At 42.4% G+C, this 15,009-nt stretch carries 16 protein-coding genes; 12 read left to right on the forward strand and 4 right to left on the reverse strand.

Translation table 11 applies throughout. The features are described 5' to 3' along the window. Positions 1-447 precede the first annotated feature (447 nt). On the reverse strand, positions 448-1,143 hold the full coding sequence (locus AC6RGY_RS02620; protein ID WP_499859572.1) for a hypothetical protein: 696 nt from the start codon (positions 1,141-1,143) through the stop codon (positions 448-450). 218 nt (positions 1,144-1,361) lie between these two features. Beyond that, positions 1,362-1,721 (reverse strand): YndA family protein, encoded by a 360-nt coding sequence (locus tag AC6RGY_RS02625; protein ID WP_499859577.1) that lies wholly within the window; start codon positions 1,719-1,721, stop codon positions 1,362-1,364. Between the two features lie 231 nt (positions 1,722-1,952). On the opposite strand from AC6RGY_RS02625, the gene AC6RGY_RS02630 reads away from it, so the two are divergent. The 10 genes from AC6RGY_RS02630 to AC6RGY_RS02675 all read left to right on the forward strand — a co-directional run bounded on the left by AC6RGY_RS02630 (position 1,953) and on the right by AC6RGY_RS02675 (position 10,105). Continuing rightward, positions 1,953-2,198, forward strand: coding sequence for a hypothetical protein (locus AC6RGY_RS02630; protein WP_499859581.1), 246 nt, complete (start codon positions 1,953-1,955; stop codon positions 2,196-2,198). 266 nt (positions 2,199-2,464) lie between these two features. Beyond that, complete coding sequence (locus AC6RGY_RS02635; RefSeq protein ID WP_499859584.1) at positions 2,465-3,805, forward strand: hypothetical protein; 1,341 nt, start codon at positions 2,465-2,467, stop codon at positions 3,803-3,805. A gap of 610 nt (positions 3,806-4,415) precedes the next feature. Further along, on the forward strand, positions 4,416-5,738 hold the full coding sequence (locus AC6RGY_RS02640) for a helix-turn-helix domain-containing protein (RefSeq protein WP_499859586.1): 1,323 nt from the start codon (positions 4,416-4,418) through the stop codon (positions 5,736-5,738). A gap of 25 nt (positions 5,739-5,763) precedes the next feature. Further along, entirely contained in the window at positions 5,764-6,285 is a 522-nt protein-coding gene (locus AC6RGY_RS02645; RefSeq protein WP_499859591.1) for a shikimate kinase, read from the forward strand. A gap of 58 nt (positions 6,286-6,343) precedes the next feature. Next, positions 6,344-6,538, forward strand: a complete 195-nt coding sequence (locus tag AC6RGY_RS02650; protein WP_499859595.1) for a YqzE family protein — start codon at positions 6,344-6,346, stop codon at positions 6,536-6,538. A gap of 81 nt (positions 6,539-6,619) precedes the next feature. Further along, positions 6,620-6,871 (forward strand): YkuS family protein, encoded by a 252-nt coding sequence (locus tag AC6RGY_RS02655; protein WP_499859599.1) that lies wholly within the window; start codon positions 6,620-6,622, stop codon positions 6,869-6,871. A 183-nt stretch (positions 6,872-7,054) separates the two neighbouring features. After that, positions 7,055-8,155, forward strand: a complete 1,101-nt coding sequence (gene ispG / locus AC6RGY_RS02660) for a flavodoxin-dependent (E)-4-hydroxy-3-methylbut-2-enyl-diphosphate synthase (RefSeq protein ID WP_499859601.1) — start codon at positions 7,055-7,057, stop codon at positions 8,153-8,155. A gap of 150 nt (positions 8,156-8,305) precedes the next feature. After that, entirely contained in the window at positions 8,306-8,524 is a 219-nt protein-coding gene (locus AC6RGY_RS02665; protein ID WP_499861435.1) for a DUF378 domain-containing protein, read from the forward strand. 228 nt (positions 8,525-8,752) lie between these two features. After that, positions 8,753-9,454 (forward strand): gamma-glutamyl-gamma-aminobutyrate hydrolase family protein, encoded by a 702-nt coding sequence (locus tag AC6RGY_RS02670; RefSeq protein WP_499859604.1) that lies wholly within the window; start codon positions 8,753-8,755, stop codon positions 9,452-9,454. 120 nt (positions 9,455-9,574) lie between these two features. Beyond that, positions 9,575-10,105: a DUF6143 family protein gene (locus tag AC6RGY_RS02675; protein WP_499859606.1), complete on the forward strand. Its 531-nt coding sequence runs from the start codon at positions 9,575-9,577 to the stop codon at positions 10,103-10,105. A 184-nt stretch (positions 10,106-10,289) separates the two neighbouring features. Here AC6RGY_RS02675 and AC6RGY_RS02680 read toward each other — a convergent pair whose 3' ends face one another. Continuing rightward, complete coding sequence (locus AC6RGY_RS02680; protein WP_499861437.1) at positions 10,290-11,306, reverse strand: cytochrome d ubiquinol oxidase subunit II; 1,017 nt, start codon at positions 11,304-11,306, stop codon at positions 10,290-10,292. Positions 11,307-11,371: 65 nt separating this feature from the next. After that, the gene (locus tag AC6RGY_RS02685) at positions 11,372-12,694 is read right to left on the reverse strand and encodes a cytochrome ubiquinol oxidase subunit I (protein ID WP_499859609.1); all 1,323 of its coding nucleotides are present in this window, start codon (positions 12,692-12,694) and stop codon (positions 11,372-11,374) included. 235 nt (positions 12,695-12,929) lie between these two features. Between AC6RGY_RS02685 and AC6RGY_RS02690 the strand changes: the two genes are divergently transcribed. Beyond that, positions 12,930-13,970, forward strand: coding sequence for a VanW family protein (locus tag AC6RGY_RS02690; RefSeq protein ID WP_499861440.1), 1,041 nt, complete (start codon positions 12,930-12,932; stop codon positions 13,968-13,970). 26 nt (positions 13,971-13,996) lie between these two features. After that, positions 13,997-14,986 carry a 3D domain-containing protein gene (locus tag AC6RGY_RS02695; RefSeq protein ID WP_499859612.1) on the forward strand — a complete coding sequence of 330 codons (990 nt, stop codon included), beginning with the start codon at positions 13,997-13,999 and terminating at the stop codon, positions 14,984-14,986. The last annotated feature ends 23 nt before the right edge of the window (positions 14,987-15,009 follow it).

The following is a 15,009-nucleotide window of genomic DNA, read 5'->3' on the forward strand; positions in this document are numbered from 1 at the left end:
AGATCCCGGAAATCCAGGCACGGTGTTGGCGCACCGTGTCTTTGACCTGTTGGGGACAATTTATCATTCATTGCGGAATCTTACCAGTACCCAAGTAGATAAAAGATTTACTATCATAATAATAAGTTTATTATGAAGGGATTTGGGCAAAAGAAAAAGCCCATGTAGGGCGATATAATCATTTTTTTCTGATCTGTTGCATTAGGTATATGATTCCTAGCACCATTAAAATTGGAGTAAGAAGTGCTTTGACAATAAACATAATTATTGATGTGAAGCCCACTAGAATTTCCATTATAAATTCCACAGTCTATTCTCTCCTTCCCAATAGTACCTGTAGTGGTCAGTTGTAGTATCTATATCTAATAGATGCTATTCAATCTGATTTAACTACATGATCTTAAACGCGAGAGAAGGATAGGATAACCCTTCTCTCGCGAATTTTATTTAGTCAATGTACGAGGTGGATGTCTGATTTTTACCTACAAAGAATCTTAGGGTCTTGCGGTCTGAGACTACGCCATTATTGTAAGTGAATGCCAAGAAAGCTCTAGCCCACTTTGTTGAGTTCTCAGTTGGTTGTGAGTTTCTAAAGGCTACATCTGAATAAGAACCGACACAGTAAATATCATAACCCCAGATTGAATTTATGGAGTCATAGCCTGGTTTTCGAATAGTGTACTCAGCCCAGAAACTGCAACTCCCAGTTAAGAACCAAGCAGATACTTTCTTTGATTTAGTGGTACTACCGTTAACTGTAATTGGTTCAGATGCATCTTCAACGATGACCATGGTTCGGGAGCCATCGGGGTATGTTTTTATAGTCTTTCCATCCCCATTCAAACTAACATCCACATCTTCATCCAAGCTTACATTCAAGGAACTATCCAGCATAGAATCAGGTTTTTGTCCTTTTTTCATTTTTCTCAATAGTTTTTCTTGTGTCTCTGAATTGATTTCTAATCTAGTCATGTTCTTTCTCAATTCAGTTTCATTCTCGACTGCCATTTTTCTCAGTTGCTTTCCTTCTTCGCTTAAACCTGCCTCAGCTCCTGCATTCGGAACAGCAAAAAGCGAAAGTGCTAAAAGAAAACAGAGTGCCAACAAGACAAATTTACGTTGATGTGATAGATGATCTACCATTACAAAACCACGCTCCTAAACAGTATTTTTGTTACCACTAATTGGGCAACCGCCTTAATAATAGACTCCTAGAAAAGAAAAGTCAATAGTTTATTTGAAATATTATTAATATATTTAATTATTATATAATTTTTAATTATACATATTATACTAGTATCAAATTATTTTATATATTTTTCTGAAAAAAGGGAGCCCTATAAAGGGCGATGAACGATAGCTCAGTCATAGAAATCAATAACAGCTGTTCCAGTAGTACTACTTTTTATCAAATAGAACTCTGCATTTCCGATGTCAAAGGAAGAAGGGAAATTAAACCTCTCACAATCCCCATTATACCTAAGATAGAAGCCCTTTACATGGTCATCATTTACGGTGTCATCTTCCCAAAGGGTGTAAAATCCTGTCGCGTTGGATCTTAAACAGACTTCGAAGTAACCTTCATTAGATGAAACTACTCTGCTTCGATTGGAAAAACTGTCTCGAGCAAGGTGATAAGCATCTGCTGTAGAGACTACAAGTAACGCGGATAGGATCAAAGCAACAACAGAAGAAAACGTAAATTTCTGAATTATAGACACTCCCTTTTGTTTTGTATTGCCACTAACTGGACAACCACCCTTATAATAGACTGCTATATAGTGGAAAGTCAAGAGAATTTTTAAAATATTTTTATATTTTAGTATAGTTATATATCTATTCTATGCTTATTCTAAATTGTTCTCTAGAAAAGAATTACAGTGAATTATATAAGGGTTTTCCATTCCTAAGTTAAGTGTTGATCCCTCAAATCAAAAGAAGTTCTTGTCCTTGTGCGTGTGTCAACAGGCGGCGCATATAGTATGTATGCGTATACCTGTTTAAAATTGAGTTTATATGAAGCCACACTGGAAATCGAAACAGAAGGGCTGAAATTCGTAACGAGAGAGCCTATGATGGCATCCTTATTCTCTGGACACATTGAAATCAAATGGGGGATTTTTGGAATAAAAACACCATCACTTTCCCTCAACAAAAGAGAAACAATCATAACTGAATTTCTGAAAGAGAGAGGCTGATATGGGACAAAATTCAACTAAAGTCATGCGTGGTTTAATGAAAAAAGAACTGAAAGTAAAGCGAGGGAAGCGTGGTTACTATAAATATATAAAATAATGGGAAGCATATTTAAATTGAATGATATCAATTTATATAGAAAAATATTTATGCAATAGAATATGAGACGTTAAAATAGCAGAAAAAATCTAGTAATATAGTTTTCAAATCATTAGCTATATTATATAATCAGAGGTGAAGGGATTAAAATGGAAATGGAGTGAGATTAATGGAGCGAACTTTGGAGCTGATCCAAAGAAAAGAGATTGGTGATTTAATTAGAATTGTACGAAAAGATAGAGGATTGAAGCTCGAAGATATTGCAGATAACAGTATATCTGCTGCAACGATTTCTAACATTGAACGTGGCGTTCCCAATGTCCTTTATGGTAAGATTCGATATCTATTAAAAAAGTTGAATATTGATGAGGAAGAATTGCCCAACCTTCTAGCGAAACAAAAGGTAAGTCATCAAAGTCAGCTAGATCTCCTTTTAAATGCGGAAAGCTTATCTGACTTCGGAGATCCACTTGGTGCTAGAGAATTGTTAGAACGAACAAACCCAGAAGGAACAACAGACCCTCTCCATTCAATAAAATGTTTCATAACAGGAAAAATACTACTAGAAGAAAAGGAATGGAAACAAGCTCAAACTCAATTCAATGAAGCTATCCATTCCTGCCAAAGTCCATCGAGCAATATCATCGCTGGTTCCCTCCTAAATCTCGGATATATCTCCTTTCATCAAAATGATCTTGAGAAAGCTCTTTCAAGAACTAACGAAGGATTAAAAGCTTTTGTTGAAGGTGGAGACAGGGAGAACTTCAGACATCTCCTCATTCAAAATAAGGCTATTTATCTTGATAAATTGAATAGGATTGGAGAAGGATTCTCCGTCCTAAATGATATTATGGATGAGATACCATACATCCAGAATCCAATCATTATCACTCATCTGTATCATACTCGTGCAAGCTTAAGTATGAAGACAAAACATTACGATGAAGCCATTCGTTTTGCCAAGAAAGGTGCAAGCTCTGCACAGACGGGTTTACTTCCTAAACATGCCAGCCTGTGTTGGTCGCTCCTAGGAGAGATCTACATAAAATTAGAACAGTACGATAATGCGGAAAATTTTATCCATCTTGCTAGAAGCATTCAAAAAAGAACTCCAGATCAAAGGTTCCTAACTTACACACTCACACAAGCGGGTATTCTATACATCTTAAAAGGGGATCCAAAAAAATCGTCTAGTTATCTAGATGAAGCCATCAAAAATGGGGTAAAATACAATGACAAACTGAGATTAGGAACAGCTTACTTAGTAAAGGGTGACGCTCTTCGAAAAAACAAAGAAATTGAAGAAGCGATCTCATTTTACAAGAAGGGCTTAGAACTAGCTTTGGCGAATCAAAATAACAAAAGGGAGCAACAAGCTTTGTTGAGACTGGCACTCAGTCATGAGGAACGCAATGAAGAAATGACAGAGTACACGCATAGACTTTACAAAGCCAGAATAAAACAAGGACAAATGGATGAGGAGGATGACAACATTGACAAGCTTATTTAAAAGTAGCATAGCTGTGGCACTCATCGTATTTTCTCTAGTCTCAATAAATTTCAACACAGATTCTTATGAATCAATTAAACCTATTGTTAAGCCACTTGAAGATCCTGAGCATGGTTAGAATATGATATATTAGAAATAGTGAGTTGGCTCGCGCGGGCGAATGTGTTCACCTCCCTTCACATCATGTAGTGAAAGAGGTGAATAAGTGCGACAGTGCAACACTACTGTCAGTGCTTAATGGTAAGCGAAAAAAGCCACAAAGCAAAAGCGATCCCCCCGCTTGCACCGGGGGGATCGCTAATGACTTTTAAGATCCAATGAACGTTTTACCGCCTTGCTGGCGGGAGTAGAAAGCTGATCAGTGGCAGCTGTTCCAGTACCGCACCCATACTGCTAGAAACCATTAAGGCCACCTCAATCTCCTTCCAAGGTGGCCACTTGACATGCTTACAGCTATTGCACCTTTCCCATGCTTTCTACCATCCTTCTCAAAATAAAAACAGAATAATTAAATTTATCTAACAAAACAATTGACGGACAAATCTACCTATTCAATTATACTAAGTTAGTATATAATGAGAAATATACCAGTACTCAGAGGGGGAGTAGGATGGGAGAGTTACATACAAAGGAAGCGGGAGAGCTTCTTCGCCGTATCCGCAAAGAAAAAAATTTGCGCATTGAAGATTTAGCAGATGATCAGATTTCTTCGGCAACGATTAGTAACATAGAACGTGGCGTACCGCATGTGATGGTAGAGAAGATCCAATATTTGAAAGGCCTATTAGGAATTGATGACGAGGATCTGGAACGGATTCGTGCGGGCGTGGAACAAGAATGGTGCTTTGTGGAGTTGGAGCTTCTTGCGATTGAAACGATGGGCAATGGGGGTAAAGTGGACGAGGCTTTAAAGCGGTTAAAGGAATTTAAAAATATTCATCCAGAACACCCGACATCTCTTCTGATCTCTTATCTCAAAGGCATGTTCCTCAATCGAAAGGGCGAATGGGAAAAGGCAAGAAAAGAACTCTTTAATGCCATACGTCTCTCGGAAAGTTTCCCGATGGAGAATATCGAGTCCTGCTCATACTGTGAATTGATGAGGCAATCTTTTTTTACTAATAATTTGGAACAAGCGGTTCTTTTTGCGGAGAAAGGGTTGGATGCCTACCGCCCTGAAGGTAAGCATGCCCATATTTACGATGTGTTAACAGTGAATAAAATTAGTTGCCTTCATCGTTTAAACCGAGTAGGCGAAGCGTTCTCCATGATGAGTGAGCTTTGGCCAAGAAAAGAAGAGATCAAAAAACCTTCTCTCCTTCTCTTGTTGTACTATCTCCGTGTTAATTTATTGCGTAAGACAGGTCATTACGAAGAAGCCATTGAAACGGGGCGTGAAGGGATCTATCGTGCGCGCATGACCCAGGAATACGATCGCATTATTCTTCTGTGGGATTCCTTGGGTAGTGTTTATTTACGTATGAATGAATTACAAACGGCAGAAGTTTGCTTTGATTTAACTTCATTGATTCATGACAAGATGGTGGTCAAAGATCCGTATGTATCCACACTGACGAAGCATGGAATCTTATATATGCGGCAAGGCGATCTGGATGCCGCAGAGAAGAAGTTGGAAGAATCGATTGCTTTAGGAAAAGAAGTTCGGGCAGATTTGTATTTGATTGACGCCTTGGTCATCATGGGAGATATTAAAAAAGAAAAAGAGCGGATTGAAGAGGCGACTGCTTATTATCGGGAAGCCCTTGACCAAATTGAGGGTATGAACCTAAATAAGAAGAAGCATGCGATTCTCTTCCGCTTAGTGAAATGCCTAGAAGGGATGGACAAGGACGAATTTCGTCAACAGCTGAAAAACATGTTCCAAGTTCAAAAAGAAATATCTGGGGATATGACTTTCGAAGAAATATTTTAACTGGTTAGGCAGAAAGGAAAGTTGAATGAGTCAAAAGCATGAAGAACCCATTATTCTTATTGGGTTTATGGGAACTGGCAAGACATCCATCGGAAATGGATTGGCGCAAGCTCTTCACTGTCCACTGATCGACACAGATGAAGAAGTGGAACGTCACGAGGGGACAACCATCCCAGCCATTTTTTCTGAAAAAGGAGAGGGATATTTTCGTAGGCAGGAGACTGCTTTCTTGCGAACACTTTCTGCTACGCCCTCTCCGTATGTTCTTTCTACAGGTGGTGGGATTGTGCTCCATCCGGAGAATGTACTTTTGCTTCAAGAACTGGGCTGGGTGGTCCACTTGAAAGCGGAAGAAGAAGAGCTGGTACGGAGGCTTCAAGCGGATGTTAACAGGCCGTTGGTTGCCGAAGATACACCCACCAAGGTGAAGAGGTTACTGAAGGACAGAAAAGGGGCTTATGACTTTGCTGACTGGGTGGTAGATACCACACATGATTCAGTAGAGGAAGTGGTAAAAGCCATATTGCGCCAGTATGACAAGAGATAAACGAACGTTTAAGCAATCGCTTCTGTGGTGATGCTATAGGCAAAAGGGGGCTTATGGCATGTCTTCAGAAGCTTTTTTGAAATTCCTAGTGGAAAAAGCCGTTACGTATATGGATACCCCTCGTGAAGAAGTGAAAAAGCAAAAGCAGGAGAAGAAAAAAGGGCGTGCACCTTTTCTCATGCGCTGGTTTGGCATGGTTCCAATGTCACTCAAAATTTTTGCTAAAAAACAGCACCATCGTCTTCGTCGATAAGAGGGTATGATGGATTTAGCTAGAAGAATAAGGTATAAGGGCGACACATAGTGGAATCCTATTTTTAGGAGGTGGATAGCCTTGAATCAAAGAATTGCTGTGGAGAACGGTTTAAGCCCTGTGTGTGATGCCTTGAAGAATCAGGGATATGATGTCGTTGAGTTCTCGCAAGAGTTACGGGCCGGCGATTGTGACTGTTGTGTGATTTCTGGAATGGATCAAGATGTGACAGGTGCCAGCGATATTTCAACAGGGGTATCCGTCATAAATGCTCGGGGCTTGTCTCCTCAAGATATTTTGCAAGAAGTTGAGGAACGAATGAACTTGAAATAGGATAGGAACAAACCGCAAGGAGCCACACAAATGGCTCCTTTTTTCACGTGGGTGTAGGCAGTGTTTTCTTACCATGGTATACTAGGGAATGATTTTAATTCTGAAGCGTTTGAGTGTGTTATGATGGGTAAGAAGGGCGATATTGTTCTTCTCACCATGCTTCTAAAGGAGCGAACGTAAAGCATGTTTCATCGCAAAGATACCCGCCCAGTGACAGTAGGAGATGTCCAGATTGGCGGACAGGACCAAGTTGTCATTCAGAGTATGACCACAACCAAAACTCATGATGTAGAAGCGACAGTAGCAGAAATTCAGCGTTTAGCGGAAGCTGGATGCCAGATCGTCAGAGTGGCTTGTCCAGATATGCGCGCCGCTGAAGCTATTCCAGAAATTAAAAAACAGGTGGACGTTCCGCTAGTTGCGGATATTCACTTTGATTATCGCTTAGCACTAAAAGCGATTGAAGGCGGAATCGACAAGATCCGGATTAACCCGGGAAACATTGGTAAAAGGCATAAAGTAGAGGCTGTTGTGAAGGCAGCGAAAGAAAAAGGAATCCCGATACGCATTGGTGTCAATGCGGGTTCATTAGAAAAACGGATCTTAGATAAATACGGTTATCCGACAGCAGAGGGCATGGTGGAGAGTGCGCTCTTTCATATCGGTATCTTAGAGGAATTGGACTTTCATGATATTGTGGTTTCATTGAAAGCATCCGATGTGAGCTTGGCGATTGAAGCCTACCAAAAAGCAGCCGAAACGTTTAATTATCCGCTGCACTTAGGGATTACGGAGTCAGGAACTCTTTTTTCAGGTACGGTAAAGAGTTCGGCTGGGATGGGTGCACTTTTGGCACAAGGAATCGGGTCCACTATGCGGATCTCGCTCAGTGCAGACCCAGTCGAAGAGGTGAAAGTCGCACGCGAACTTCTTAAAAGCTTTGGCCTAGCGGCGAATGCAGCGACCTTAATCTCTTGTCCTACATGCGGACGCATTGAGATTGACCTCATCAGTATTGCTAATGAGGTGGAAGAATACATCTCGAACATTCGGGCCCCCATTAAAGTATCTGTCTTGGGTTGTGCAGTGAATGGTCCCGGAGAAGCGAAAGAAGCGGATATTGGCATTGCCGGTGCTCGCGGTGAAGGACTTCTGTTCCGCCATGGTGAGATTATCCGCAAAATTCCTGAGGACCAGATGGTGGAGGAATTGAAAAAAGAAATTGACAAACTCGCCGCTGAACATCAGGAAAAAGAGGAAAAAGAGAAGGCTGCAAGTAAATAATACAAGTAAGTAAAGAAGCAGCCAAACAGGCATTGGGAGCCTAACTCCCAGTGCCTGTTTTTTTGAATTGGATAAAGAGCAGGGCCGAATGCCATACTATAGACAAAAGTAAGATGAGAACGCTACAAGGAGGGACAATAAATGGGTGGCTTGTCTAAAGTGGCTTTGGTTTTGGTCATCGTCGGAGCGCTCAACTGGCTGTTAGTCGGTGTTTTTCAATGGGATTTGGTATCGGCGATATTTGGTGGAGATGTGACAAGGGAATCGTCTGGCTTGAGTCGCTTGATCTATTCGCTGGTTGGATTAGCTGGTATTTACTCGATCCGATTTCTATTTGAGAACACGGTGTCCGAACGGGTTAGTGAATAATAATCAACACTTAGATGCATGTAGGTAGGGTGTGGAGAATCTTGCTATGATTCTTCACACCCTTTTACTGCTTATTTTTCTGTAAGTGTTCCTTCAGGTGTGAGGCAGAAAGGTCTTCTTTTTGGAGAAAAGAGTATCAAGAGAGGGTTCGCTCAGATATACATAAAGAGAATCAATAAAAGAGGCAGATTCCGCAAGTGAGATTGAATGAGAAGAGAGGGGAATGGGATGAGGCCACGAATGGGTGTAACTACTTCCTTACGAGATGAAAGGTTTCTTTCTCTCCATCGAGATAATATGGATGCCATTCTAGGTGCGGAAGGGCTCCCTTTTGCTCTTCCATATTCGACCGATCCTTCTGTTATTGAAGAGATGGTTTATCAGCTGGATGGACTGTATTTATCGGGAGGAGGAGATATTGACCCTTCTTTTTTTCAAGAAGAACCTCTTCCGGGTTTAAGGGAGATTATCTGGGAGAGGGATCAGATGGAGGTTCTGCTGGCTCAGCGTATGATGGAACTGGATAAACCCATATTGGCGGTTTGTCGTGGGTGTCAAATTTTGAATATTGCGATGGGAGGGGATATGTATCAAGATCTATTTTCACAGCGCAAGGACTTGATTCAACACGAACAACAAGCTAAGCGCCCTCATGGTTCGCATACTGTCCGCATAGAAGAGAATTCCCGGCTTTTTCGCATATTTAGGCAAAAAGAGGTAAGGGTGAATAGTTTTCACCATCAAGCAGTCCGTGAACTTGCTCCGGTATTTCATTGTAGTGGTAGGACGAAAGACGGGGTGATAGAAGCTTTTGAAAGTCGTCAACACACGTTCGTGTTGGGAGTACAGTGGCATCCTGAGAACATGTACAAATCAGATAACTTGATGCAAAGTCTGTATCAGGCATTTATTCGTTCGGCAATGGTTTAAGTGTTCCGCTAAAAAGGTAGTTGGTCATAGGCCAATTACTTTTTTTTATGGGAACTTTCGAATGGGTACAATTTCCTCTTCATAATTTATACAGAATGATAAAGAGAGGATGTGGTTTTCATGTCTAAGCACATAAATAACGATATCAGATCCAATGTGCAAGTGCTCCCTTCTGCTTTTCAGTCAACGAAAAAAAACCTGTTTGCTGGGGAAACGACATCCCTCATATTTGGGCAAGAGACAGTTGCATGGGGGCGCTTGGTTAACCCGAAAAACTCTGGAATCAACTTATTTGCCTCTTTCTTCTCTTTCACCAACTTCTCAACTGCTCCTTATAGCGTGATTTTTAATCTTAATGGCATACCTCCTGGTAAAAGGTCCACTTCTAATAATGTAGGGAACTTAAATTTGGGATCCGATAAAAAACCGAAAGCAAGCATTGAGTTTAATCCATGCGTAATAGGAAGGATTCAGGGAGGCACAAGCATTGCGACGAGGAGAATACCGGGTAACACAACGATTTCGGGTTTTCGTATCGGTGGGAGGCTGATCGTTCCTCCGGGGAAAGCTTTCCTGGTGTTTTTAACGAGTTCCGTTGTGGTAAAGGCAAGTGTTGAGTTTGAGTGGTGGGAAAGCGTGTCAATCATATAATCGAAGGGAGTCTTTTCTAGTGAAAAAAGGGTGCCTCTTCCTAAGGATAGAGAAAACCTTGGAAGGAAGCACCTTAAAATTAGGTTATGGGAAAGCATAAAATTCCTTCTTCACTTTGTAGTGGCATAAGAAAGTCAGCTGTTGATGATCTACTTATGTGCTCATTTACTCTGTCTTTGCTGCCCTAATCAATCTCCCCTCTTACATATCGTGCATCAAACAAGAACAAGCGCAGAAGCAGGAGCAAGGAGGGAATTAATAGGACGAGCCCGGCCAGAAAAGCCATCACGAGAGCCCAGCCCATGGCTCCATTGGTGAAGCCAGAATGAATCGTGATGTAGGGGTATAACAAATAGGGCAGATGCGAGGCTCCATAGCCGTAGAAAGCAAAGGCGAATTGCAACATGACACTGATGAAGGCCCATCCGAGGTACTTCTTCTTCCAGATGAGTGTAACAGCAATAACAAAGAACAAGAGTGAGAGAGCAAACATCCATGCCAAATCCAACATCGCTTGAAAATGTTCGAGATTGTGTCTTTCCAGAGCGACAAAGACCAAAAAACTAGCCAAGATTGTCGGTAGGCTCCACACCAACGCGTAGCGACGCAAGATGGTGAATGCTCCTGTATCTTGTGCACGGTGAGCATAGTAAGTGAGGAAGCTCGCGCTAATGAAGAGAACGCTGATTAATGCGAGCCATACGACCGACCACGAGTAGGGGCTAAGGAAGAACGCTTTTTCCAGAAACGTAACCTTGCCATCGATGATATCTATAAACCCCCCCTCAGAGATGGTAAGAACAGTGGCCAGAGAGGCTGGAATGAAAAGTCCTGTCATGCCATAAAGGAACATGTAGACCCGGCTTTGTCTGGCACCATAATGAGCAAACGCATAGAAAGAGCCACGGATGGTCAGGAGGAGAAGGGCCACTCCTCCTGGAAGCAACAGGGCTGTACCGTAGTAATAAGCAGTATCGGGAAAAAAGCCAACCATCCCGACAATGAAGAAGATCAAGAAGACATTGGTTACCTCCCATACAGGGGAAAGATAACGGTTGATCACTTTCCCTACAATCGAATCCTTGTGGGTGAGGAGGCTATAGTAGGAAAAAAAGCCGGCACCAAAATCAATGGACGCGATGATTAGATAACCATAGAGGAAAGTCCATAACACGGTGATACCTACGATCTCTAATTGGATGGAATCCATAGGGGACCTCCTTTTTTAGCGACTGTTAAAGGTGATGGGTCACAAGTTACTCTACATCAGTCGCTGTTTTCTTGTATGAGTTCGGCTTCTGCTGGGTTGTTTCGGAAGAGTCGAATGAGTACCGTAACGGCGATGGTAGCCAATACAACGTAGAGCAAGGTAAACACCCAGAAGAGAAGCGCAACATCTTCTGATGTGGTCGCAGATTCTCCAACCTTTAGGAGACCGGTAACCATCCACGGCTGACGCCCTCGTTCAGCGTACATCCAACCTAACTCTACCGCGATGAAAGAGAGAGGAGCTCCCAGTAAAATACCGCGTAGCACCCATCGATTCCATTCATTCCCTTTCTTCCATATCCAGAGAAGCAGAAACAAGAGGGAGATAAAGAAGAGATAAAATCCGATGAAAACCATGCCATCGAAATAATAATGAACATAGAGAGGTGGCCACAATTCTTCTGGAATTTCATTGAGCCCCTTTACCTCTCCTTCCAGAGTTCCTGTCGCGAGAAAACTGAGTGCATTGGGGATTTCAATGGCCCCTATTACCTCCTGGGTATCCGGGTCCAGATAGCCACCAATGATCAAGGGGGCTTCTTCTTGTGTCTCAAAGTGCCATTCCCCTGCAGCCAGTTTAGCTGGTTGGTACTCTGCCAAAAACTTTGCCGATAGATCGCCGGCAACAATGGTGGCAAGTGATAAGATGAGCCCAGCTGCCATGGTGAATTTAAGGGCTTTTTTATAGTAGACATGTGTTCGTCCGCGTAAGATCCAGAAAGCGGCGATCCCTGCTAAGAGGAAGGCGCCCGTTACATAGGAGGACGAGACGACATGAGCAACCTTGGTCGGTGTTGCAGGATTTAACATTGCAGCAATGGGATCAATTTGTGTGAGTTCCCCATCCTTTAGGGTGAAGCCGTCCGGTGTATTCATAAAGGCGTTCACCATCGTGATAAAGACTGCGGACATGGTGGAACCAATCACGATGGGAATGGAGGTTAGCCAGTGCACAACCGGTTTAAAGCGATCCCATGTATAGAGGTAGATCCCTAAGAAAATGGCTTCAAAAAAGAAAGCGAATGTTTCCATGAAGAGCGGTAAGCTGATCGCATTGCCTACTAACTGCATAAAACCGGGCCAGAGGAGTGAAAGCATCATACCAATACAGGTTCCTGTTACCACCCCGACAGCGACGGTAATTACGAAGCCTTTGGTCCATCTTCGTGCTAGTAAAATGTAATGAGGATCTTTCTTATAAATTCCCCAGCCTTCTGCCAAGGAAATCAACAATGGCAGGCCGACCCCGATGGTGGCCCAAATGATATGAAAAGCAAGGGTTTCCCCTGTTAATATGCGACTTAAGGTTGTTGCATCCATGATTTTTCCCCCTTCTCTCTTTTTGTTGAGAAAGCACATGAGCCTTACCTTATATGATAGCGGATTCAAACCAGCATAAACAGAGAATGTGATTCTTTTCACAAAAGTATCACCCTCCATTCACAGCTTACACACACGTCGATCACAGAAAAGACAATGTTCCACAAAGAAGTAAATAGGGGTGATACTTTTTTCCTTTCGACGACAGACTAGATCGAGAGGAGGCGATTTTTTGATGAAGATGGTGGTTCGTTGTTTACTTTTGACAGCTATTTTGTGTGTGTTGGTTGTCTACCCTTCAGCAGAAGCTGAAGAGAAGATGCCTACTACGTTGACTGTGCAATGGCAGAAGCGTGAATGGAAAATGGATTTATCTGATATTGGCTATGATGGAATTGACCCGACCACAGTGGATCGTCGTGCGTTTTATGAATGGTTGCGTAAGGTGGAACATGAAGTGAATCGACTACCAGAAGATGCCCACTTTGTAGACAGGAAATTGGTACTCCATCAAAATGGCATTAAAATTAATCGTGATCAGATTGACGAGTGGTTAGAGTCGATTCATATTTATCTCCTTCAGCCACAGCAACTTCCTATTACGCAACTTCCCCCGGCAATTACGACAGAAACCCTACAAAAAATGAAAGAAAAGAGGCTAGCCTCTTATACCACTCGCTTTAACCCGTATAACAGAAACCGAGCCCATAATATCGCATTGTCCGTGGCTTCGTTGGATCATACCGTGGTGGACATAGGGGAGACGTTTTCCTTCAATGAAAGCGTCGGAATGCGTACGACGCAACGGGGTTACCGCTCTGCACCCATCATCGTGAAAGGTGAATACTCCGAAGGAGTGGGTGGAGGGATTTGTCAGACCTCATCCACCTTGTTTAATGCAGCCGATGCAGCAGGGCTATATATTGTGCAACGCGTCAGTCACAGTAAACGGGTGACTTATGTCCCTCTTAAGCGGGATGCGACGGTTTCATGGGGAGGACCCGACTTTCAGTTTCAAAATCAGTTAAACCGTCCCGTGCTGATTACTGCTAGTTTGAAAAACGGCTGGTTAACTATTTCCATTTTTGGAGCAGAAGATATCAAACACCACTCCCGTCGCGTTCCCCCCGCTCCACGAGACACTCCAGAAATGGAACATCACTCTCCCGAAAATCCATTAACGGATCATACAACCCAAGATTGTCATAAAGTACTAGCTGTATGGGTAGAAGCCACGGGAGATTTCTGCTATAATGATAGTCAGAATTCTGATTAATGATGTAGATTTAAAGGGGGCGTTGGATGAAGAAGGGCCTCATGATTACGTTGGGTGTTGTTGCCTTGGTTTTGACTACTGTTGTTATCGCTGGGTATGCGATGAAGACGGATGTGGCCATTGCCATGAGTGATAAAGATAAAGATCTGAAATTGACTGTTCTTGGAGGGACGCTAGAAGAAGCGTTGGAGAACAATGGGTACGATGTAGAGAAGATGAAAGCCCAGTATAAGCCGAATATTTCTTGGGATGAACCCCTTAAAAAAGGCATGAAGATTTCGTTGACGTGTCAGTGTGAAGTGAAGCTTCGTGTCGGAGGGGAAGAACAAGATTCTGTAACCACTGCCGAACAGACAGTTGGGGGCTTATTAGAGGAAAAAGAGATCGAACTCGGCCCATGGGATGAAGTGAATCATCCGCTGGATAAAACCATTACCAATGGTTTAGAAGTAACAGTCGATCGTGTGGAGAAGAAAGTGAAGAAAGAAGTCGAAACGACTGATTTCAAGACAAAAGAAGAAAAAGATGACGAGCTTGCTAAAGGAAAAGAAAAGGTCGTTCAAGAAGGAAAACAAGGAAAGAAAATATATGAAGTTTCCATGGTTTATAAAAACAGTGAATTGGTCGAATCGAAGACTGAAAAGCGACTTGTCGATGAAATTGAGCCTGTAAATAAAGAAGTGCATATTGGTACCAAAGAAACGGTGGAGGTCGCTGCCGGTTCAGGTTCGATTGAAGGTCTGGAATATAGTAAAGTGATTAATGCGGAAGCCACAGCTTATACGCATACTGGGAATCCTACGGCGACAGGAACGATGCCGAAGGTTGGGACCATTGCGGTTGATCCAGATGTTATTCCGCTGGGCACCAAACTTTATATTCCAGGATATGGACATGGAGTTGCCGAAGACACAGGTGGTAGAATACAAGGCAATATTATTGACGTTTTCTTAGATAGCGAGCAAGAATGTCGCCAATGGGGACGTAAAAATCTCAAGGTCTATATCTTGGAATAGAGAAAAAGAGCTACAGCACTCAT

This window comes from Mechercharimyces mesophilus, from assembly GCF_059818345.1.

Coding starts and splice junctions, on each gene's coding strand:
- AC6RGY_RS02650 (WP_499859595.1), top strand. CDS start 6,344: ATGTCTTCAGAAGCTTTTTTGAAATTCCTAGTGGAAAAAGCCGTTACG.
- AC6RGY_RS02690 (WP_499861440.1), top strand. CDS start 12,930: ATGAAGATGGTGGTTCGTTGTTTACTTTTGACAGCTATTTTGTGTGTG.
- AC6RGY_RS02670 (WP_499859604.1), top strand. CDS start 8,753: ATGAGGCCACGAATGGGTGTAACTACTTCCTTACGAGATGAAAGGTTT.
- AC6RGY_RS02685 (WP_499859609.1), bottom strand. CDS start 12,694: ATGGATGCAACAACCTTAAGTCGCATATTAACAGGGGAAACCCTTGCT.
- AC6RGY_RS02640 (WP_499859586.1), top strand. CDS start 4,416: ATGGGAGAGTTACATACAAAGGAAGCGGGAGAGCTTCTTCGCCGTATC.
- ispG (WP_499859601.1), top strand. CDS start 7,055: ATGTTTCATCGCAAAGATACCCGCCCAGTGACAGTAGGAGATGTCCAG.
- AC6RGY_RS02675 (WP_499859606.1), top strand. CDS start 9,575: ATGTCTAAGCACATAAATAACGATATCAGATCCAATGTGCAAGTGCTC.
- AC6RGY_RS02695 (WP_499859612.1), top strand. CDS start 13,997: ATGAAGAAGGGCCTCATGATTACGTTGGGTGTTGTTGCCTTGGTTTTG.
- AC6RGY_RS02645 (WP_499859591.1), top strand. CDS start 5,764: ATGAGTCAAAAGCATGAAGAACCCATTATTCTTATTGGGTTTATGGGA.
- AC6RGY_RS02635 (WP_499859584.1), top strand. CDS start 2,465: ATGGAGCGAACTTTGGAGCTGATCCAAAGAAAAGAGATTGGTGATTTA.
- AC6RGY_RS02620 (WP_499859572.1), bottom strand. CDS start 1,143: ATGGTAGATCATCTATCACATCAACGTAAATTTGTCTTGTTGGCACTC.